At 72.0% G+C, this 21,023-nt stretch carries 17 protein-coding genes; 10 read left to right on the forward strand and 7 right to left on the reverse strand.

Translation table 11 applies throughout. The annotated features are described in order from the left end of the window. Positions 1-90: 90 nt before the first annotated feature. The 4 genes from ACWCYO_RS27125 to hrcA all read right to left on the reverse strand — a co-directional run bounded on the left by ACWCYO_RS27125 (position 91) and on the right by hrcA (position 6,513). Positions 91-3,336 (reverse strand): S41 family peptidase, encoded by a 3,246-nt coding sequence (locus ACWCYO_RS27125; protein ID WP_449785647.1) that lies wholly within the window; start codon positions 3,334-3,336, stop codon positions 91-93. A gap of 94 nt (positions 3,337-3,430) precedes the next feature. Then, positions 3,431-4,180 (reverse strand): 16S rRNA (uracil(1498)-N(3))-methyltransferase, encoded by a 750-nt coding sequence (locus ACWCYO_RS27130; protein ID WP_270147030.1) that lies wholly within the window; start codon positions 4,178-4,180, stop codon positions 3,431-3,433. Between the two features lie 81 nt (positions 4,181-4,261). After that, the gene (gene dnaJ / locus ACWCYO_RS27135; RefSeq protein ID WP_270147029.1) at positions 4,262-5,404 is read right to left on the reverse strand and encodes a molecular chaperone DnaJ; all 1,143 of its coding nucleotides are present in this window, start codon (positions 5,402-5,404) and stop codon (positions 4,262-4,264) included. A 74-nt stretch (positions 5,405-5,478) separates the two neighbouring features. Then, positions 5,479-6,513 carry a heat-inducible transcriptional repressor HrcA gene (gene hrcA, locus ACWCYO_RS27140; protein ID WP_270147028.1) on the reverse strand — a complete coding sequence of 345 codons (1,035 nt, stop codon included), beginning with the start codon at positions 6,511-6,513 and terminating at the stop codon, positions 5,479-5,481. A 268-nt stretch (positions 6,514-6,781) separates the two neighbouring features. Here hrcA and htpX point away from each other — a divergent pair, with 268 nt between their 5' ends. The 5 genes from htpX to ACWCYO_RS27165 all read left to right on the forward strand — a co-directional run bounded on the left by htpX (position 6,782) and on the right by ACWCYO_RS27165 (position 9,861). After that, entirely contained in the window at positions 6,782-7,702 is a 921-nt protein-coding gene (gene htpX, locus ACWCYO_RS27145; RefSeq protein WP_270147027.1) for a zinc metalloprotease HtpX, read from the forward strand. Between the two features lie 28 nt (positions 7,703-7,730). Beyond that, entirely contained in the window at positions 7,731-8,315 is a 585-nt protein-coding gene (gene pspAB, locus ACWCYO_RS27150) for a PspA-associated protein PspAB (protein WP_270147026.1), read from the forward strand. 24 nt (positions 8,316-8,339) lie between these two features. Beyond that, on the forward strand, positions 8,340-9,167 hold the full coding sequence (locus ACWCYO_RS27155) for a DUF3097 domain-containing protein (RefSeq protein ID WP_449785648.1): 828 nt from the start codon (positions 8,340-8,342) through the stop codon (positions 9,165-9,167). Between the two features lie 62 nt (positions 9,168-9,229). After that, complete coding sequence (locus tag ACWCYO_RS27160) at positions 9,230-9,463, forward strand: type II toxin-antitoxin system VapB family antitoxin (RefSeq protein ID WP_270147024.1); 234 nt, start codon at positions 9,230-9,232, stop codon at positions 9,461-9,463. Continuing rightward, positions 9,460-9,861 carry a PIN domain nuclease gene (locus ACWCYO_RS27165; RefSeq protein WP_270147023.1) on the forward strand — a complete coding sequence of 134 codons (402 nt, stop codon included), beginning with the start codon at positions 9,460-9,462 and terminating at the stop codon, positions 9,859-9,861. The genes ACWCYO_RS27160 and ACWCYO_RS27165 overlap by 4 nt, the downstream gene beginning before the upstream one ends. On the opposite strand, the gene hemW is transcribed toward ACWCYO_RS27165, so the two are convergent. Then, positions 9,858-11,087: a radical SAM family heme chaperone HemW gene (gene hemW / locus ACWCYO_RS27170; protein ID WP_270147022.1), complete on the reverse strand. Its 1,230-nt coding sequence runs from the start codon at positions 11,085-11,087 to the stop codon at positions 9,858-9,860. The two genes, ACWCYO_RS27165 and hemW, sit on opposite strands and share 4 nt — an antisense overlap. A gap of 57 nt (positions 11,088-11,144) precedes the next feature. Further along, entirely contained in the window at positions 11,145-13,067 is a 1,923-nt protein-coding gene (locus ACWCYO_RS27175; RefSeq protein ID WP_270147021.1) for an AMP-dependent synthetase/ligase, read from the reverse strand. 299 nt (positions 13,068-13,366) lie between these two features. Between ACWCYO_RS27175 and ACWCYO_RS27180 the strand changes: the two genes are divergently transcribed. Both ACWCYO_RS27180 and ACWCYO_RS27185 read left to right on the forward strand, forming a co-directional pair. Continuing rightward, positions 13,367-15,100 carry an ABC transporter ATP-binding protein gene (locus tag ACWCYO_RS27180; RefSeq protein ID WP_449785649.1) on the forward strand — a complete coding sequence of 578 codons (1,734 nt, stop codon included), beginning with the start codon at positions 13,367-13,369 and terminating at the stop codon, positions 15,098-15,100. A 98-nt stretch (positions 15,101-15,198) separates the two neighbouring features. Beyond that, positions 15,199-17,097, forward strand: coding sequence for an ABC transporter ATP-binding protein (locus ACWCYO_RS27185; protein ID WP_270151274.1), 1,899 nt, complete (start codon positions 15,199-15,201; stop codon positions 17,095-17,097). Between the two features lie 69 nt (positions 17,098-17,166). On the opposite strand, the gene lepA is transcribed toward ACWCYO_RS27185, so the two are convergent. Then, the gene (lepA, locus tag ACWCYO_RS27190; RefSeq protein ID WP_270147019.1) at positions 17,167-19,035 is read right to left on the reverse strand and encodes a translation elongation factor 4; all 1,869 of its coding nucleotides are present in this window, start codon (positions 19,033-19,035) and stop codon (positions 17,167-17,169) included. A 190-nt stretch (positions 19,036-19,225) separates the two neighbouring features. Between lepA and ACWCYO_RS27195 the strand changes: the two genes are divergently transcribed. The 3 genes from ACWCYO_RS27195 (at position 19,226) to ACWCYO_RS27205 (ending at position 21,013) form a co-directional block, all read left to right on the forward strand. Beyond that, positions 19,226-19,531: an antibiotic biosynthesis monooxygenase family protein gene (locus tag ACWCYO_RS27195; protein WP_270147018.1), complete on the forward strand. Its 306-nt coding sequence runs from the start codon at positions 19,226-19,228 to the stop codon at positions 19,529-19,531. A gap of 152 nt (positions 19,532-19,683) precedes the next feature. Beyond that, complete coding sequence (gene rpsT / locus ACWCYO_RS27200; protein WP_270147017.1) at positions 19,684-19,953, forward strand: 30S ribosomal protein S20; 270 nt, start codon at positions 19,684-19,686, stop codon at positions 19,951-19,953. Positions 19,954-20,221: 268 nt separating this feature from the next. Then, entirely contained in the window at positions 20,222-21,013 is a 792-nt protein-coding gene (locus ACWCYO_RS27205; protein ID WP_449785650.1) for a hypothetical protein, read from the forward strand. The last annotated feature ends 10 nt before the right edge of the window (positions 21,014-21,023 follow it).

A 21,023-nucleotide genomic window follows, 5' to 3' on the forward strand; every position in this document is an offset into this window, starting at 1 on the left:
GTGGGTCGCCAGCAGCACGGCGTGGCCCTCGGCGGCCAGCGAGCGCAGGATCTCCACCAGCCGGGCCTTGGCGGCCGACGGAGACGGGTCCTACGCCCAGGGCGCCGCCGGTGCCGTGCGGGCCGGGGTCGCGGCCAGGGCGGCGAGGGCGATCCGCACGCCCTCGACCAGCTGCGGGTCCTCGCCGGCCGCCCGCTGGTGCGGGGCGATCGGCACCTCGACGTCCGGGTCGACGCCGTGGTTCTCCACGCCCCAGCCGTACTTCTCCAGCCAGAACGCGTACTTGGGCTGGGTGACCAGGGTCCCGTCGACCAGCCGGTAGCGGCTGTCGATGCCGATCACCCCGCCCCAGGTGCGGGTGCCGACCACCGGGCCGATCCCGAGCGCCTGGATCGCGGCGTTGACGGTGTCGCCGTCCGAGCCGGAGAACTCGTCGGCCAGCGCGACCACCGGTCCGCGCGGGGCGTCGGCCGGGTAGGGCATCGGGTGGGCGACGTCCCGGGCGAAGTCCCAGCCGACGATCCGGCGGGCCAGCTTCTCGATCACCAGCTGGGAGAGGTGGCCGCCGCGGTTCTCCCGGACGTCGACGATCACCCCCTCCTTGGCCATCTCGGTGGTCAGGTCGCGGTGCAGCTGGGCCCAGCCGGCCGACTGCATGTCGGGGATGTGCAGGTAGCCCAGCCGCCCGCCGGACAGCTCGCGCACGGCGGCCCGCCGCCCGGCCACCCAGTCGTGGTAGCGCAGCGGTTCCTCGTCGGCGAGCGGGACGACCACCGGATGACGCCGGTCGGTGCCGTCCTTGCCGACCACGGTCAGCTCGACCGGCTGCCCGGCGGTGCCGGCCAGCAGCGGCGCCGGGCCGGTGACCGGGTCCACCCGGCGCCCGTTGACGGCGAGCACCGCGTCGCCCGGGCGGATCGCCGCGCCGGGGGCGGCCAGCGGCGAGCGGGCCCGGGGGTCGGAGGACTCGCCGGGCAGGATGCGGGCGACCCGCCACCGCTCGCCGTCCTTGACCAGGTCGGCGCCCAGCAGCCCCTGCCGGCGGGCGGGCTCGGTGGGCCGGCCGTACGGGAGCACGTAGGCGTGCGAGGTGCCGAGTTCGCCGTGCACCTCCCAGAGCAGGTCGACCAGTTCGTCGTGCGAGCCGATCCGCTCGACCAGTGGGCGGTAGCGCTCCAGCACGCCCGCCCAGTCGAGGCCGCCGAGGTCCGGGTGCCAGAAGTTGTCGCGCATCAGGCGGCCGTTCTCGTCGTACATCTGGCGCCACTCGGCGGCCGGGTCGACGGTCACCCGCAGCCGGGTGAGGTCGACGGCGGTCTCGTCGTCCTCGCCGCCCGCCTTGTGGTCGGCCGGGACGATCCGCAGCTCGCCCTCGTCCAGCACGGCGACCCGGGTGCCGTCCCCGCTGACCGCGAAGTCGTCCAGGCCGTGCACCAGTTGCTCGGCGCGGCGGCGCTTCAGGTCGAACCGCTCCAGCACCGGCCGGGGCCGCTCGTCGTCCAACGAGGCCGCGTCGTCGCCGAGTTCGCCGAGCAGCGGGGAACGGGTCCACAGCACGCCGTCCTTGGCGGCGCGCAGCCGGCCGAAGCGGCCGCCCTCGACCGGGAAGGGCACGATCCGGTCGGCGATGCCGTCCAGGTCGACCCTGGTCACCGGCGGGGCGTCGGCCTCGCCGTCCTCCTTCCTGCCGCGCGGCTCGTCCTCCTCCCCGCCGAGCGGGCGCCCGGCCCGCTGCGGCCCGAACGGCGAGGGCGTGTCGGCGGCCAGCGTGATCAGGTACGGGCGGCAGCCACCCGGGAAGGCCATGTCGAAGCCGTGCGAGTCGTACACCGGGTCGAAGTTGCGCACCGACAGGAAGGCCAGGTGGCGGCCGTCCGCGGTGAAGGCCGGCGAGGTGTCGAAGAAGCGCGGCTGGGTGGCCTCGCTGACGGTGCGGGTGGCCAGGTCGGCCAGCACGATGTGGCGCAGCGAGAACGGGCCGAGGCCGTGCACCGGGCGGGACCAGGCCAGCCAGGCCGAGTCCGGGCTGAAGGTCAGCCCGCTGACCTCGCCGTCCTGGCTGCGGGCCAGCTCGTGCACGGCGCCGTCGGCGAGCGCCACCAGCAGCACCCGGCCGTCGTGCACGCCGAGCGCGGCCTGCCGGCCGTCCGGGGAGACGGCCAGCGAGTTGACCCGGCCGAGCCGCCCGGCCGCCAGCCGGCGGCGCGCGGCGCCGTCCACGGCGGGCGCGAACTCCAACGCGTCCTCGCCCTCGGCGTCGGAGACCCACAGCACGCCCTGGGCGCCGTCCTCCCCCGGCACCACCCGGGCCAGCCGCCCGCGCACGCCCGGCGTCTCGTCCAGCACCCGGGCCGGGCCCTCCCGGTGGGTCAGCCAGTGCACGCTGCCGCGCACCACCACGGCGGAGGCCCGGCCGGTGCGGTCGGGGGCGGCGGTCTCCAGCCAGTGCCCGGCGTGGACCGGGCGGGGGCGGCGGCCGGTGCGCGGGCCGGCCAGCCGGACATCCAGGCGGCGCGGCGCGGCGCCCTCCAGATCGTCCACCAGCCAGAGGTCACCGGCCCGGTGGAAGACCACCCGGGTGCCGTCGGTGCTGGCGTTGCGGGCGTAGAAGCCGTCCGGGTCGGTGCTGTGGCGGCGCAGGTCGGAACCGTCCGGGCGGCTGGAGTACAGCTCGCCGACGCCCTCGTGGTCGGACAGGAACCCGATCCGGCCGCCCTCCGCCCCCGCCCCGGCGACCCACAGCGGCGAGCCGAGCTGACCGTCCAACTCCTCGTGGATCCGGACGAATTCGTCCCGGCCCAGCCACAACTTTCCCGCCCGGCCGCCCCGGTAGCGCTTCCACCAGGCCGGCTCGCGGGTGTTGGCGCTGACCAGCAGCACCCGGTCGCCGTCCGGTTCGAAGGCCAGCCCGCCGACCAGCCCGTACGGCAGCCGCTGGGCCTCGCCGCCGTCCAGCGGCACGGCGTAGGCGTGGGTGCGGCGCAGGGTGGCCTCGCCCGCGGTGGTGGCGGCGATCGGGCGCCCGTCCGCCGTCCAGCCGTGCACCTGGGTCTGCTGGCTGCCCCAGTACGTCAGCCGCCGGGACGGACCGCCGTCCACCGGCACCACGTGCACCTCGGGGGCGCCGTCCCGGGTGGAGGTGAAGGCGATGTGCCGCCCGTCCGGGGCGAACCGGGGGTGGTGCACCGGCAGGTGATCGGCCGTCAGCCGCCAGGCCCGGCCGCCGTCCAGCGGGGCGAGCCACAGGTCGTCCTCGGCGACGAAGGTGACCAGGTCACCGTGCAGATGGGGGTGGCGCGGATAGGCGCCCGCAGAGGTGCTCAGGGAGTCCGTCACCCGGTCAGCGTAGGCAGGTACGGGTAGGAGCCGCTCCGGTTTTCCGACACTCCCGGCGGGCGCACGGGAGTTGCGCCGGGCGGCCGGACGAGCCCTACGCCCAGCGGCCGGTGCGCCCCAGCAGCAGCGCCCCGGCGGCCACCCCGGCGGTGGAGGTGCGCAGCACCGACGGGCCCAGCCGGTACGGCTGGGCACCCGCCTCGGCGAAGGCGGCCAGTTCCTCCGGGGAGACCCCGCCCTCCGGGCCGACCACCAGCACGATGTCCCCGGCGGCGGGCAGCGCGGTCTGCGCCAGCGGCTCGGCGCCCTCCTCGTGCAGCACCGCCGCGAGGGAGGCCTGGGCCAGCAGCGGCGCCAGCTGGCGGGTGGTCATCAGCTCGCGCACCTCGGGGAAGCGCAGCCGGCGGGACTGCTTGCCCGCCTCCCGGGCGGTGGCCCGCCACTTGGCGAGCGCCTTGGCGCCGCGCTCGCCCTTCCACTGGGTGATGCAGCGGGAGGCGGCCCAGGGGATCACCACGTCCACGCCGACCTCGGTCATGGTCTCCACGGCCAGCTCGCCGCGGTCGCCCTTGGGCAGCGCCTGGACGACCACGATCCGCGGCGCCGGCTCCGGCTCCCGCCGCACGACGGCCACCGTGACGTCGATCGCGTCCTTGCCGAGCACCTCGGCGACCGTCCCGTCCACCCCGAGGCCCAGCCCGTCCGCCAGGGTCACCGCCTCGCCGGCCGTCAGCCGCTTCACCGCCGCCGCGTGCCGCCCCTCCGCCCCGTCGAGCCGCACCACGGCCCCGGGCGCGGCGGCGGCGATCCGCTCGGTCTCGACGACGAAGACGGGGGCGGTCATGACGGGGAACCTCCAGGGAAAGGGACGGGGGGACACGAAAGGGGTGCCGGGGAACTGCCCCCGGCACCCCTTCCCGGACGACTACCGGCCGTTGAAGGCGTCCTTCAGGCGCGAGAACAGGCCCTGCTGGCCCGGCGCGAACTGGCCGGACGGCCGCTCCTCGCCGCGCAGCATGGAGAGCCGGCGCAGCAGCTCCTCCTGCTCGGCGTCGAGCTTGGTGGGCGTCTGCACCTCGACGTGCACTATCAGGTCGCCCCGGCCGCCCCCGCGCAGGTGGGTGATGCCCCGGCCGTGCAGCGGGATCGACTGGCCGGACTGGGTGCCGGGCCGGATGTCGACCTCCTCCAGCCCGTCCAGGGTCTGCAGCGGCACCTGGGTGCCGAGCGCGGCGGCCGTCATCGGGATGGTGACGGTGCAGTGCAGGTCGTCCCCGCGCCGCTGGAAGACGCTGTGGGTGGTCTCGGCGATCTCGACGTACAGGTCGCCGGCCGGGCCGCCGCCGGGGCCGACCTCGCCCTCGCCGGCCAGCTGGATCCGGGTGCCGTTGTCCACACCGGCCGGGATCTTGACCGTCAGGGTGCGGCGGGCCCGCACCCGGCCGTCGCCGGCGCACTCGGGGCACGGGGTCGGCACGACGGTGCCGAAGCCCTGGCACTGCGGGCACGGGCGGGAGGTCATGACCTGGCCCAGGAAGGAGCGGGTGACCTGGGAGACCTCGCCCTTGCCGCGGCACATGTCGCAGGTCTGGGCGGAGGTGCCGGGGGCCGCGCCCTCGCCGCTGCAGGTGGTGCAGGTGACGGCGGTGTCGACCTGGAGTTCCTTGGTGGTGCCGAAGGCGGCCTCCTCCAGGGTGATCTCCAGCCGGATCATGGCGTCCTGGCCGCGGCGGGTGCGCGAGCGCGGGCCGCGCTGGCCGGCCGCGGCGCCGAAGAAGGCGTCCATGATGTCGGAGAAGCCGAAGCCCGCCGCGCCGGCGCCGAAGCCGCCCGCGCCACCGCCGCCGCCGGGCGACAGCGGGTCGCCGCCGAGGTCGTAGACCTGGCGCTTCTGCGGATCGGAGAGCACCTCGTAGGCGGCGTTGATCTCCTTGAACCGCTCCTGCGTCTTCGGGTCCGGGTTGACGTCCGGGTGCAGTTCGCGTGCCAGGCGCCGGAACGCCTTCTTGATCTCGTCCTGCCCCGCATCCCGTCGGACGCCGAGTACCGCGTAGTAGTCCGTGGCCACCAAATGCTCCGCTTGTTCCGCCTGTAGTAGTGCGACTGGACATCGCCGCCGGAATTCCCGACGGCGGTTGCTTGCTACGACTCGGCCAGGATCTGGCCCACGTACCGTGCCACCGCTCGCACCGCCCCCATTGTGCCCGGGTAGTCCATCCGGGTCGGACCGATCACACCCAGTTTGGCCACGCTCTCGTCGCCCGAACCGTAGCCGACCGAAACGACCGAGGTGGAATTCAGCCCTTCGTACGCGTTCTCCCGCCCGATCCGGACCGTCATCGCGGCGTCCGTGGTCTCACCCAGGAGGCGGAGCAGGACGACCTGCTCCTCCAGGGCCTCCAGCACCGGCTGGATGGTGAGCGGGAAGTCGTGCCCGAAGCGGGTCAGGTTGGCCGTGCCGGCCAGCATGATCCGCTCCTCGTTCTGTTCGGCGAGCGCCTCGAACAGCGTGGCCAGGACCGTGCTGACGGTCGGCTGGTCGATCTGCTCGAAGGTCGCCGGCAGCTCCTCCAGCAGACCGGGGACGTCCGGCAGCCGCTGGCCGGCCGCCCGCGCGTTGATCCGCGCCCGCAGGTCCGCCAGGACCGTCTCGCCGACCGTGCCCGGGCAGTCGATCATCCGCTGCTCGACCCGGCCGGTGTTGGTGATCAGCACCAGCATCACCTTGGCCGGGGCCAGCGCCACCAGCTCGATGTGCCGGACGGTGGATCGGGTGAGCGAGGGGTACTGCACCACGGCGACCTGCCGGGTCAGCTGGGCGAGCAGCCGCACCGTGCGCCTGACCACGTCGTCCAGGTCGACGGCGCCTTCCAGGAAGTGCCGGATCGCCCGGCGCTCCGGGGAGCTCATCGGCTTGACCTCGGCGAGCTTGTCGACGAACAGCCGGTAGCCCTTGTCGGTGGGGATGCGCCCGGCGCTGGTGTGCGGCTGGTGGATGTACCCCTCCTCCTCCAGCGCCGCCATGTCGTTGCGCACCGTGGCCGGGGACACCCCGAGGTTGTGCCGCTCCACCAGCGCCTTGGAGCCGACCGGCTCCTCGGTGCCCACGTAGTCCTGGACGATCGCGCGGAGCACGGCGAGCTTGCGGTCGTCCAGCTGGCGGACCTCACCGGCCATGGGGCACGCACCTCCGTCTTCGCACGTTGTCCGTCTGTGATGCTGCGAGCCGCTCCGGGGAGGGCCCCGATCCTGGCACTCTGCACGTACGAGTGCCAAAACCGTACCTGCCAGTGTACGGCCCGGGTCCTACCGCAGGAACGGCCCGGCCGGGGTGATCCTGCCCGCAGTTCCGGACGGCCGCCACGACACTCCGCGTGCGGGGGGTGGTGCCCCGGGGCCGTCCGGGTGGCAGCATCGAAAGCGACGGCGAACGGAGGAGCAAGAGATGTCGAGCTCGGGCCAGCACACCCGTTTCGCGCCCGACCGCGGCCTGACCAGCCGCATGGTCGCGACGATGTTCGTGATCGGGCTGCTGTACGTCGGTTTCACGGGCCTGCTGATCGCGCTGCTGCGCGGGGCCTGGCCGCTGATCGTGCTGATCTCCGGCGGGCTATTCGTGGCCCAGTTCTGGTTCAGCGACAAGATCACCGAACGGGCCATGGGCGCCCGCCCGGTGACCGAGGAGCAGTACCCCCAGCTGCACGGCACGATCGACCGGCTCTGCGCCCTGGCCGACATGCCCAAGCCCCGCGTGGCCGTCGCCGACAACGACATGCCGAACGCCTTCGCCACCGGCCGCAACCCGCAGAACGCCGTGGTGTGCGTGACCACCGGCCTGCTGCGCCGGCTCGAACCGGAGGAACTCGAGGGCGTCCTGGCGCACGAGCTGTCGCACGTCGCCCACCGGGACGTCGCGGTGATGACCATCGCCGGCTTCCTCGGCGTGCTCGCCGGGGCGATGACCCGGATCGCCATGTACGGCGGGTTCATGGGCGGCGGCCGCAACAACAACGACCAGAACGCGGCCATCGCGGCGCTGATCATCCCGCTGGTGTCGATGGTCGTCTACGCGATCAGCTTCCTGCTCACCCGGCTGCTCTCCCGCTACCGCGAGCTGGCCGCCGACCGGGCCGCCGCCCAGCTCACCGGCCGGCCCAGCGCCCTGGCCTCCGCCCTCACCAAGGTGACCGGGCAGATCGCGGCCATCCCCACCGAGGACCTGCGCCGCTCCCAGCCCTACAACGCCTTCTACTTCGCCCCCGCGCTGAGCGCCCGGGAGACCGCCTCCCAGCTGTTCTCCACCCATCCGACGCTGGAGAAGCGACTGGCCCAGCTGGCGAAGATCTCCGCGCAGCTCGGCCGCTGATCGACCTCCCCGACCCGAAAGGCCCGCCGTGGGATTCCTGGACGCCCTGTTCGGCCGCACCAAGCCCGTCAAGCCCGACCTCGACCAGCTGTTCGGCGTGCCGTCCGCCGCACTCACCCTGGAGGCCGCGGCCGGGTTCCTGCCCACCGGGCTCGGCTCGGTCTGCTTCGCGGCCGTCGAGGGCGCGGCCTTCGTCCAGGTGGAGCAGCAGGTCCGAGCGCTGCTCGACGCCGACACCGAGCGCGGCGGCGTCCCGGTGGAGGCCTCCAAGGACGGCTACGGCTACTCCTGGCTGCTCGCCCGGCACACCCCCGAGGAACTCCCGGAGCTGGTCAACGACCTGCACGCGGTCAACAGCGAGCTGGAGGCCAACGGCTTCGGCCCCCAGCTGCTCTGCTCACTGGTGGGCTTCCGCAATCCGGAGGGGCAGTCGCTGGCCCTGGTCTACCTCTACAAGCGCGGCACCTTCTACCCCTTCGCCCCGATGCCCGGCGGCGGGGAGCGGCGCAACAGTCCGCTGGAGCTGCAGGTCAACGCGATGCTGGGGAACGACCTGCGGCTGGAGAAGGACCTGAGCCGCTGGTTCCCGGTCTGGGGCGCGCCGGGCCTCTGACGGGCCGTCCGTATAGTCGCCTCCATGCGCAGCCACCAGTACGGACCCGACCTCACCCCGCCGTGGAAGAAGCAGCAGCCGGCACCCGAGGTGCCGGCCGAGCGGGATCTGGTGGTCGAGGAGGTGGCCACCGGCTTCTGCGGGGCGGTGGTGCGCTGCGAGAAGACCGCCGAGGGCTTCACCGTCACCCTGGAGGACCGTTTCGGCAAGCACCGGGTCTTCCCGATGGTCCCGCGCGGCTTCCTGCTGGAGGGCAGGGTCGTGACCCTGGTCCGCCCGACCGCCCCGGCCACGCCCCGCGCCCCGGGGCGTACGGCCTCCGGCTCCATCGCCGTCCCCGGCGTCCGCGCCCGGGTCGCCCGCGAGTCCCGGATCTACGTCGAGGGCCGGCACGACGCCGAACTGGTCGAGCGGGTCTGGGGCGACGACCTGCGCATCGAGGGCGTCGTCGTCGAGTACCTCCAGGGCATCGACGACCTCCCCGCGATCGTCGCCGACTTCGCCCCCGGCCCGGGACGGCGCCTCGGCGTCCTGGTCGACCACCTGCTCCCGGGAACGAAGGAACACCGCATCGCCGCCCAGGTCACCGGCGACTCGGTCCTGGTCGTCGGCCACCCCTACATCGACATCTGGCAGGCCGTGAAGCCGTCCTCCGTCGGCATCCCCGCCTGGCCCGCCGTCCCGAGGGGAGAGGACTGGAAGGAGGGCACCTGCCGCCGCCTCGGCTGGCCGGTGGACACCCCGGCCGCCTGGAAGCACATCCTGTCGAAGGTCGACAGCTACAAGGACTTGGAGCCCGAACTGCTCGGCCGAGTGGAAGAGTTGATCGACTTCGCCACTTTGGCCGATTGATCCGCGAGTGGCGTATATCCTGATACGGAAACGGATATACGCCACTGGTCTCGGAGGCTCGGATGTCCCGCACTGTGATTGACCTCGATGACGAGGCCCTCGCCGACGCAGCGCGCTTCCTCGGCACCACGACCAAGAAGGACACCGTCAACGCCGCCCTCCGGGAGATAGCGGATCGGCGGCGGCGTGCGGCGGCGCTCGCCCGGATGCGGGAGATGGTGGCCGAGGGCAAGATCGACTTCTCGGTCATCGGCTACCCGGACGAGCCTGAGCGGCCTGCGAGGCCGGCCGCGTGACCGAGGAATTCCTGATCGACACCAGCGCACTGGTGCGGTTGATGCGCGGCCGGGCTGGATCGGCCTGGGACGAGACGGTCAACGCCGGGCTGGTGTTGCTGTGCGAGCCGGTCCGCCAGGAGTACCTACGAGCGGTCGGTGGCCGGGCGGACTACTTCGAGGCGGCCGGCCTGCTGCGCGAGCTCTTCCCGTATCAGCACCTTCGGGACAACGCCTGGCAGGAGGCCGCCGAACTCCAGGAGCGGCTGGCACAGTCGGGTCGGCACCAATGCGCGAGCCCGGTGGACCTGCTGGTCGCGGTCACGGCGGCGCAGCACAAACTCACCGTGCTGCACCTGGATGCCGACTTCGAGACGATCGCCGAACTCACCGGCCAGGTTGTGCGCCGGATCTGCTAATCCACCAGATCCCGCACCACGGCATCCGCCAGCAGCCGGCCCTGGAGGGTCAGGGCAGCGCGGCCCTGTTCGTACGGCTCGGGGGCGAGGAGGCCGTCGGAGAGGGCCTTGGCGGCGGCCTTGCGGCCCGTCTCGGTCAGCAGGTCGAGCGGGACGCCGTCGACCAGGCGCAGTTCCAGCAGGATGCGCTCGACCCGGCGGTCCTCGTCGCCGAGCACCTCGCGGCCCAGGGCCGGGGTGCGGCCCTCGGCGAGGGACTGGGCGTAGGCGGCGGGGTGCTTGGCGTTCCACCAGCGGACGCCGCCGACGTGGCTGTGGGCGCCGGGGCCGGCGCCCCACCAGTCGGCGCCGGTCCAGTAGAGCTCGTTGTGGCGGCAGCGGCCCTCGGGGGTGGTGGCCCAGTTGGAGACCTCGTACCAGGAGTAGCCGGCCGCGCCGAGCGCCTGCTCGGCGATGAGGTAGCGGTCGGCGTGGACGTCGTCGTCGATCATCGGCAGTTCGCCGCGCTTGACCCGGGCGGCGAGCCGGGTGCCCTCCTCGACGATCAGGGAGTACGCGGAGACGTGGTCCGGGCCGGCGCCGATCGCGGCGTCCAGGGAGGCCCGCCAGTCGTCGTCGGACTCACCGGGAGTGCCGTAGATCAGGTCGAGGTTGACGTGCTCGAAGCCGGCTGCGCGGGCCTCGGCCACGCAGGCCTCGGGGCGGCCCGGGGTGTGGTGGCGGTCGAGCAGTCGGAGCACGTGCGGGCGGGCGCTCTGCATGCCGAAGGAGATCCGGTTGTAGCCGCCCTCGCGCAGTTCGGCCAGGTACGCCGGGTCGACGGACTCCGGGTTGGCCTCGGTGGTGACCTCGGCGTCCGGGGCGAGCCCGAACTCCTCGCGCAGCGCGGCGAGCATCTTCACCAGGTCGCGGGCCGGCAGCAGGGTGGGGGTGCCGCCGCCGAGGAACACCGTCCGCACCGGCAGGTCCGTGTCGCCCAGCACCTTCCGGGCCAGCCGGATCTCGGCGACCACGTTGTCCGCGTACGTCTCCTGCGAGGCGACCGCCCCGGAGGAGCGCAGCTCGGTGGCGGTGTAGGTGTTGAAGTCGCAGTAGCCGCAGCGGCTGGCGCAGTACGGCACGTGCAGGTAGAAGCCGAACGGCCGCGAGCCCAGCCCGGCGAGGGCGTGCGCGGGCAGGGAACCGTCGGACGGCACCGGTTCGCCGTCGGGGAGTGCGGAGGGCATGACCCCATTGTCCCGTACGGCCCGCGAAACCCGGCGCGGACCGTACGGGAACCGGGATCAGGCCTCGTTGGCGCCCGCGTACATGGCCGCCACGGCGTCCGCGTAGGTCCGCTCGACCACCGGGCGCTTGATCTTCAGGCTGGGGGTGAGCTCGCCGTGCTCGACGTCGAGGTCGCGCGGCAGCAGGTGGAACTTCTTGATCGTCTGCCAGCGCTGGAGGTCGGCGTTGACCCGCTTGACGAAGCCCTCGACCAGCTGGTGCACGGCCGGCTCGGCGGCCAGCTCGGCGTAGCTCTTCCCGGCCAGGCCGCGCTCGGCGGCCCACGGCAGCAGCACCGCCTCGTCCAGGCTGATCAGCGCGGTGCAGTAGTTGCGGCCGTTGCCGATCACCAGGATGTTGCTGGCGAACGGGCAGACCGCCTTGAACTTGCCCTCGACCTCGCTGGGCGCCACGTACTTGCCGCCGGAGGTCTTGAACAGGTCCTTCTTGCGGTCGGTGATCCGCAGGAAGCCGTCGGGGCTCAGCTCGCCGATGTCCTCGGTGTGGAACCAGCCGTCCGGCTCCAGCACCTCGGCGGTCTTCTCCGGCAGGTTGTGGTAGCCGCGCATGACGCCGGGGCCGCGCAGCAGGATCTCGCCGTCCTCGGCGATCCGCACCTCGGTGCCGGGCAGCGGGCGGCCGACCGTGCCGATCCGCACGTCCTCCTTGCGGTTGACGCAGGAGCCGGCGCTGGTCTCGCTCAACCCGTAGCCCTCCAGGATCGGCACGCCCGCGCCGAGGAAGAAGTAGCCGATCTCGGGGGCGAGCGCGGCGCTGCCGGAGACGGCGCCGCGCAGCCGGCCGCCGAAGGCCGCCCGGATCTTCGCGTACACCAGCTTGTCGGCCAGCGCGTGCTGCAGCCGCAGGCCGAGCGGGGCCCTCTCGACGCCGGTGGCGATCCGGCTCTCCTGGACCACCCGGGCGTACTCGCGGGCGACCTGGGCGGCCCACAGGAAGATCTTGTACTTGGCGCCGCCCTCGGCCCGGGCCCGGCCGGCGATGCCGTTGTAGACCTTCTCGAAGATGCGCGGCGCCGAGGCCATCACGGTGGGCCTGATGGCCGGCAGGTTGTGGATGATCCGGTCCACCCGGCCGTCCACCGCCATCACGTGGCCGGTGGCGATCTGGCCGGAGATCAGGGTCTTGCCGAAGACGTGCGACAGCGGCAGCCACATGAACTGGACGTCGTCGGGGCCGAGCAGGCCGCTGGCCTCCTGGGCCCTGCCCTCGTACGCCCAGCAGTCGTGCACCAGGCGCACGCCCTTGGGGCGGCCGGTGGTGCCGGAGGTGTAGATGAGGGTGGCCAGCTGCTCCTTGTCGAGCGCGGCCACCGCCTTCTCGACCGCGTCCGGGTACTGCTCCAGGTACTCGGCGCCGCGCCGTTCCAGCTCGGCGAGGGTGATCAGGTCCAGCCCGGCGGTGTCGGGGGCCTCGGCGGGCTCGTCGAAGAGGATCACGGTGCGCAGCTCGGGCAGCTGCTCGATGTGCTCGACGGCCTTGGCCAGCTGGGCGGCGTTCTCGGCGAACATGGCCCGGGAGCCCGAGTTGGAGAGGATGAAGGCCGTCTCGTCCGCGTTGGTGCTCGGGTAGACCGTGGTGATGGCCGCGCCCGCGCACATGGCGCCCATGTCGGTGAGGATCCACTCGAGCCGGGTGGAGGAGGCCAGCGCGACCCGGTCCTCCGGCTGGATGCCCAGCGCCATCAGGCCGGCGGCCACCGCCTTGACCCGGACCGCGGTCTGCGCCCAGGTGAGCGAGCGCCACTGCTCGGCGCCCGGCGCGCCGTCCGCGGCCTGCTCGTCGACCGAGGCGGGGTAGCGGTAGGCCTCATGGTTCGGGGTGGCGGCGACGCGTTCCAGGAACAGGTGGGCGACGGAGGCGGGACGCCCGGCCACGATGTCGGCTTTGCCGGAGTCGATCAGGGACTGCGCGGAACTCAACGAGGACCTCCGGGGGCGGGTGGCCGTCTGAGGGATTGTCGCGGCGTCCGTGGGGGCGGCCGCCGGGCCCCGGTCCAGCTGGACGGCGGGTGGTACCGGTCAGTAACAAGGGCTCAGTCAGCAGCCTAGGGGGAAACCGGTCATTCCGTAAGGGGGCGGATCCAGCTGACACCCCGCCGCACGGCAATTGGCAAAGGCCCGGCAAACCTCAGCCGGACAGCCGCCGAATCGTCTGTGCGACGCCACCGAACAACGAGAATTGGGGTGCGAACCCGACCGGCGACGACAAGAGTGGGCCAGTGCTGATCAGACTGCTCCGGGCGCACCTGCGCCCGTACTCCCGACCGATCACCCTGCTGGTGGTCCTCCAACTGGTATCCACCCTCGCGGCGCTCTACCTGCCCACGCTCAACGCCGACATCATCGACAAGGGCGTGGTCAAGGGCGACACCGGCTACATCCTGCGCCTGGGCGCGGTCATGATCGGCGTCACCCTGGTCCAGGCGCTGTGCTCGATCGGCGCCGTCTACTTCGGCGCCCGCACCGCGATGGCCTTCGGCCGCGACCTCCGCGCCGCCGTCTTCGAGCGGGTGCAGAGCTTCTCCTCCCGCGAGGTCGGCCAGTTCGGCGCACCCTCCCTGATCACCCGCACCACCAACGACGTCCAGCAGGTCCAGATGCTGGCCCTGATGAGCTTCACCCTGATGGTCGCCGCACCGATCATGTGCGTCGGCGGCATCATCATGGCGCTCAACCAGGACGTCCCGTTGTCCGGCCTGCTGCTCGCCGTCATCCCGGCGCTCGGCGCTGTCGTCGTCCTGCTGGTGCGCGCCCTGCGGCCGAAGTTCCGCAGCATGCAGGTGAAGATCGACACCGTGAACCGGGTGCTGCGCGAGCAGATCACCGGCATCCGGGTCATCCGCGCCTTCGTCAAGGACGACCACGAGCAGAACCGCTTCGGCGACGCCAACGAGGACCTCACCCAGACCGCCCGCCAGGTCGGCCGGCTGATGTCCGTCATGTTCCCGAGCGTGATGCTGGTCGTGAACGTCTCCAGCGTCGCGGTGCTCTGGTTCGGCGCCCACCGCATCGACAGCGGCGACATGGAGATCGGCGCGCTCACCGCCTTCCTCACCTACCTGATGCAGATCATGATGAGCGTGATGATGGCCACCTTCATGTTCATGATGGTGCCGCGCGCCGAGGTCTGCGCCGAACGCGTCCAGGAGGTCCTGGGCACCTCCTCCAGCGTCGTCCCGCCCGCCGCCCCGGTCACCGAACTGCTGCGCCGCGGCAACCTGGAACTGCGCGACGTCGACTTCCGCTACCCCGGCGCCGAGGCCTCGGTGCTGCGCGGCATCGACCTCACCGCCCGCCCCGGCGAGACCACCGCCATCATCGGCTCCACCGGCAGCGGCAAGTCCACCCTGCTCGGCCTCGTCCCCCGGCTCTTCGACGCCACCTCCGGGCAGGTCCTGCTCGACGGCGTGGACGTGCGCGAGCTCTCCGCCGACGCCATCGCCGACAGCGTCGGCATCGTCCCGCAGAAGCCGTACCTCTTCTCCGGCACCGTCGCCAGCAACCTCCGCTACGGCCGCCCCGACGCCACCGACGAGGAACTCTGGCACGCCCTGGAGATCGCCCAGGCCAAGGAGTTCGTCGAGCAGCTGGCCGAAGGCCTGGACGCCCCCATCGCCCAGGGCGGCGGCAACGTCTCCGGCGGCCAGCGCCAGCGCCTGGCCATCGCCCGGGCACTCGTCCGCAGGCCCGACGTCTACCTCTTCGACGACTCCTTCTCCGCACTCGACTACGCCACCGACGCCAAGCTGCGCAAGGCCCTCGCCCGCGAGACCGCCGACGCCACCGTCCTGATCGTCGCCCAGCGGGTGTCCACCATCCGCGACGCCGACCGGATCATCGTCCTCGACGAGGGCGCCGTCGTCGGCACCGGCACCCACCACGAACTGATGGCCGACAACCCGACGTACCGGGAGATCGTGCTCTCCCAGCTCACCGAGCAGGAGGCGGCGTGACCACCCCCGGAAAGCCCGCCACCAAACCGGAGGAGCGGCTCCCCAGCGACTCGCAGGCCGCCGCCGCCCGCCGCGGCCCGGCCGGACCGGGCCGCTTCATGGGCGGCCAGGGCGCCGAGAAGTCCATGGACTTCAAGGGCTCCGGAAAGCGCGTCCTCGGCCTGCTGCGCCCCGAACGCAAGCTGCTGATCGGCGTCCTGGTGCTCGGCGTGCTCGGCATCGGCTGCGCCGTCACCGGCCCCAAGATCCTCGGCGACGCCACCGACCTGATCTTCGCCGGCGTCATCGGCGCCCGCTTCCAGCCCGGCACCTCCAAGGCCGAGGTCATCGACGGGCTGCGCGCCCACGGCCAGGGCGGCATCGCCGACCTGCTCTCCGCGGTCGACTTCACCCCCGGCCACGGCATGGACTTCGGCGCCATCGGCTCCGTCCTGCTCTGGGTGCTCGGCATCTACCTCGCCTCCGCCGGCTTCGGCATCCTCCAGGGCCGCCTCGCCACCAAGGCGATCCAGTCCGCCGGCTACCGGCTGCGCCAGGACGTCGAGGCCAAACTCGCCCGGCTGCCGCTCAGCTACTTCGACAAGCAGCCGCGCGGCGAGGTGCTCAGCCGGGTCACCAACGACATCGACAACATCGGCCAGTCCATGCAGCAGACCATGGGACAGGTCGTCAACTCGCTGCTCACCGTGGTCGGTGTGCTGGCGATGATGTTCTGGATCTCCTGGCTGCTGGCGCTGATCGCCCTGGTCTCGGTGCCGCTGTCGGTGGTCGTCGCCGCCAAGGTCGGCAAGAAGGCCCAGCCGCAGTTCGTCCAGCAGTGGAAGTCCACCGGTCAACTCAACGCCCACATCGAGGAGATGTACACCGGCCACACCCTGGTGAAGGTGTTCGGCCGGCAACGCGAGTCCGCCGAGACCTTCCGCGAGCACAACGACGCGCTGTTCCACGCCAGTTTCCGCGCCCAGTTCATCTCCGGGATCATCCAGCCCGCGATGATGCTGATCGGCAACCTGCAGTACGTGCTGGTCGCGGTCGTCGGCGGGCTACGGGTGGCGAGCGGCTCGCTGTCCATCGGCGACGTCCAGGCCTTCATCCAGTACTCCCGGCAGTTCAGCCAGCCGCTCACCCAGGTCGCCAGCATGGCCAACCTGGTGCAGTCCGGGGTCGCCTCCGCCGAGCGCGTCTTCGAACTGCTCGACGCCCCCGAGCAGAGCCCCGAACCGGCCATGCCCGAGAAGCCCGACACCGTCCACGGCCGGGTCGTCTTCCAGGACGTGTCCTTCCGCTACGACCCCGACAAGCCGCTCATCGACGACCTCTCCCTCAAGGTCGAACCCGGCCAGACCGTCGCCATCGTCGGCCCCACCGGCGCCGGCAAGACCACCCTGGTCAACCTGCTGATGCGGTTCTACGAGGTCAGCTCCGGGCGCATCACCCTCGACGGCGTCGACATCGCCGCGATGTCCCGCGAGGACCTGCGCTCCGGCATCGGCATGGTCCTCCAGGACACCTGGCTGTTCGGCGGCACCATCGCCGACAACATCGCCTACGGCGCCCAGGGCGCCACCCGCGAACAGGTCGTCGAGGCGGCGAAGGCCGCCCACGTCGACCGCTTCGTGCGCACCCTCCCGGACGGCTACGACACCGTCATCGACGACGAGGGCACCGGCGTCAGCGCGGGCGAGAAGCAGCTGATCACGATCGCCCGGGCCTTCCTCGCCCAGCCGTCCATCCTGGTCCTGGACGAGGCCACCAGCTCGGTCGACACCCGCACCGAGGTGCTCATCCAGCGGGCCATGGCCCGGCTGCGCACCGGCCGCACCAGCTTCGTCATCGCCCACCGCCTCTCCACCATCCGCGACGCCGACGTCATCCTGGTGATGGAGAACGGCTCCATCGTGGAGCAGGGCTCGCACGACGAACTGATCGCCGCCGGCGGCGCCTACGCCCGGCTCTACCAGGCGCAGTTCGCGGAGGCCGTGGCCGAGGTCGACTGACCGGTCCGCACCTGGCGGCGAGCATGCGGAAGGGCCCGGGGCGATGCGCCCCGGGCCCTTCCGTCACCGCTACTTCTTGTCCTTCGGCCCCTCGGCGTCGGTGGACAGCGCGGCGATGAAGGCCTCCTGCGGGACCTCCACGCTGCCGACCATCTTCATCCGCTTCTTGCCTTCCTTCTGCTTCTCCAGCAGCTTCCGCTTGCGGGAGATGTCACCGCCGTAGCACTTGGCGAGGACGTCCTTGCGGATCGCGCGGACCGTCTCGCGGGCGATCACCCGGGAGCCGATGGCGGCCTGGATCGGCACCTCGAACTGCTGGCGCGGGATCAGCTTCTGCAGCTTGCCGGCCATCATCACGCCGTAGCTGTAGGCCTTGTCCTTGTGCACGATCGCGGAGAAGGCGTCCACCGCGTCGCCGTGCAGCAGGATGTCGACCTTGACCAGGTTGGCGGTCTGCTCGCCGATGGGCTCGTAGTCGAGCGAGGCGTAGCCGCGGGTCTTGGACTTCAGCTGGTCGAAGAAGTCGAAGACGATCTCCGCGAGCGGCAGGGTGTAGCGCAGCTCGACCCGGTCCTCGGACAGGTAGTCCATGCCCTGGAGGCTGCCGCGACGGGACTGGCACAGCTCCATGATCGCGCCGACGAACTCGTTCGGCGCCAGGATGGTGCCGCGCACGACCGGCTCGTACACCTCGGAGATCTTGCCGGACGGGAACTCGCTCGGGTTGGTGACGGTGTGCTCGGTGCCGTCCTCCATCACCACCCGGTAGATCACGTTCGGGGCGGTGGAGATCAGGTCGAGGTTGAACTCGCGCTCCAGGCGCTCCCGGATGATCTCCAGGTGCAGCAGGCCGAGGAAGCCGCAGCGGTAGCCGAAGCCGAGCGCGACCGAGGTCTCCGGCTCGTACACCAGGGCGGCGTCGTTGAGGCGCAGCTTGTCCAGGGCGTCGCGCAGCAGCGGGTAGTCCGAGCCGTCCAGCGGGTACAGGCCGGAGAACACCATCGGGCGCGGGTCCTTGTAGCCGCCGAGCGGCTCGGTGGCGCCCTTGTGCTGCGAGGTGATCGTGTCACCGACCTTGGACTGCCGGACGTCCTTCACACCGGTGATGATGTAGCCCACCTCGCCGACGCCGAGGCCGTCGGCGACCTTCGGCTCGGGCGAGATGACGCCGATCTCCAGCAGCTCGTGGGTGGCGCCGGTGGACATCATCTGGATGCGCTCGCGCTTGTTCAGCTGGCCGTCCACCACACGGACGTAGGTGACCACGCCGCGGTAGGCGTCGTACACCGAGTCGAAGATCATCGCGCGGGCCGGGGCCTCCGCGACGCCGACCGGGGCCGGGATGGTGTTGACGATGTGGTCCAGCAGGTCCTCGACGCCCAGACCGGTCTTGGCGCTGACCTTGAGCACGTCGCCCGGGTCGCAGCCGATGATGTGGGCGATCTCCTCGGCGTACTTCTCCGGCTGGGCGGCCGGCAGGTCGATCTTGTTGAGGACCGGGACGATCGTGAGGTCGTTCTCCAGCGCCAGGTACAGGTTGGCGAGGGTCTGCGCCTCGATGCCCTGGGCCGCGTCGACCACCAGGATGGTGCCCTCGCAGGCCGCCAGGGAGCGGGACACCTCGTACGTGAAGTCCACGTGGCCGGGGGTGTCGATCATGTTGAGGATGTGCGTCGTCCCGGCGTCCGGCCCGGTCTTGGGGGCCCACGGGAGGCGGACCGCCTGCGACTTGATGGTGATGCCGCGCTCGCGCTCGATGTCCATGCGGTCGAGGTACTGGGCACGCATCTGCCGGGGGTCGACGACGCCGGTGATCTGCAGCATCCGGTCTGCGAGCGTCGACTTGCCGTGGTCGATGTGGGCGATGATGCAGAAGTTGCGGATCAGCGCCGGGTCGGTACGGCTGGGCTCTGGCACATTGCTGGGGGTCGCGGGCACCTTGGTCCGATTCTCCGTTGGTCCGGGGCCGGGGGTGTCCGGATCATCGCTGACCGGCTATCCCGGGGACCGGACAGTCTCGTCCGATCGAAATAGTTCCTCCCATCTTCCCACGACTGCGACACCGGGCGCCGTTCGGGCACCTCGCAGCCTTCCGCCGCCCGGCCGCCGGGGGGCAGGATGGCCTGCCATGATCCTCGAAAGCGCCCTGCTCGACGTCCTGCCCGGCCGGGAGGACGAGTTCCTCGCCGCCTTCGCCGAGGCCCGTCCGCTGATCTCCGTCCAGCGCGGCTTCCGCTCCCTGCGGCTGCACCGCTGCCTGGACGAGGGGCGCGGCTCGCGCTTCCTGCTGCAGGTGGAGTGGGAGACGCTCGCCGACCACACCGAGGGGTTCCGCGGCTCGGCCGAGTACCAGCGGTGGCGGGAGCTGCTGCACCGGTTCTACCGGCCGTTCCCGGAGGTCGAGCACTACGGGGAGCCGGTGCTGAGCGCCTGAGCCGTCCGCGGGCCCGGCGGCCGGTTTGGGGCGGGCGGCGGGCCCCTGGTAGCGTGGGCTGCCGCACCTGGCCTCGGCATGCCCTCTCAGCTGGTCCGACGGCCACCGCGTGCAGCCCGTTCAAACCATTCAGACAAGACTGAGGCTCCTTCGTGGCGAACATCAAGTCCCAGATCAAGCGCAACAAGACCAACGAGAAGGCGCGCCTGCGCAACAAGGCCGTCAAGTCCTCGCTGAAGACCGCCCTGCGCAAGGCCCGTGAGGCCGCTGCCGCCGGCGAGACCGAGAAGGCCACCGTGCTGGCCCGCGCCGCCTCCAAGGCGCTGGACAAGGCCGTGAGCAAGGGCGTCATCCACGCCAACCAGGCCGCCAACAAGAAGTCGGCCATCACCAAGCGCGTCAACGCGGCCGCCCAGGCCTGACGCCTCCGGGGGCTCCGGCCCCCACCGCCTCCGGACGACCCGGCCCTCTACCCGGACCCCTGAGGCGCGCGAGACTCGCACCGCACGCGGCCTGCGTTCGCCACGCGGGTGCGGTGCACAGCAGCTGTACGGCAGGCGCCGCAGCCGGACTCCTCCCCGGAGACCGACTGCGGCGCCTGTCGCGTTCCGCGACCCGGCCGCTAAGGTCGATCACGCGCGACCGAGGATGCGGGGGCATCCCGGCGCCGGTCCCGAGGGGGGAACAGTCATGCCGACGCCACCACCGCCGAGCCCGGCGCCGAACGGGCCGGGATACGGGTTCCCGCAGCGGACGCAAGGGGCGCCCGGTTACGGTCCCCCTCCGGGGCCGCCCGCCGCGCCGGGGGCGCCCGGGGGCCGTTCTGAGGGCCGCTCCGAGCGCAACCTGCGGCGCAACGCCGTCTGGGCGTTCGTCGGCGCGGTGCTCGCCTCGGCCGGCTGGGCCACCGCCGTGACGGTCATCCCGGGCATGGTCGGCAACAGCGGCGACTCCGCGCCGCGCAGCCTCGGCAGCTACCACGTCTCGGACGACTTCTGCGCCACCGGGAAGCCCAACCGGCTGCTGGAGAAGTACTCGGTCAGCACGAGCAGTTCCTCGCCGAGCCACCACACCGACCGGAACCCGGCCCTGGACAGCATGAACTGCTCGATGACACTCAAGCGGATCGGCGGCGACAGCGACAGCGAGTACGCCTCGGCCTACCTGCGCGCCGACCTGCACAAGGCGGTCAACCCCGCGCCCGAGCTCTCGGCGAACAAGGAGACCTACCGGTCGCGCGGCTACCAGATCACGACCATCCCGGGGATCGGCGAAGAGGCCTACTTCGTCTACAAGGAAGACGGCTCCGACAAGTACCGGGACATCTACGCCGAGGTGGACGTCCGCGACGGCGGGATGACCTACTACATCACCTACAACGCCAGCTACACCCAGGGGAAGACCACCCCGCCGTCCATGAACGACCTCCGCACCATGCTGCAGGCGGACGCCGACAACGCCGTACGGGCCATGCGCAAGTAGCGCTCCCCGG

Source organism: Kitasatospora sp. NPDC001683 (assembly GCF_053596495.1).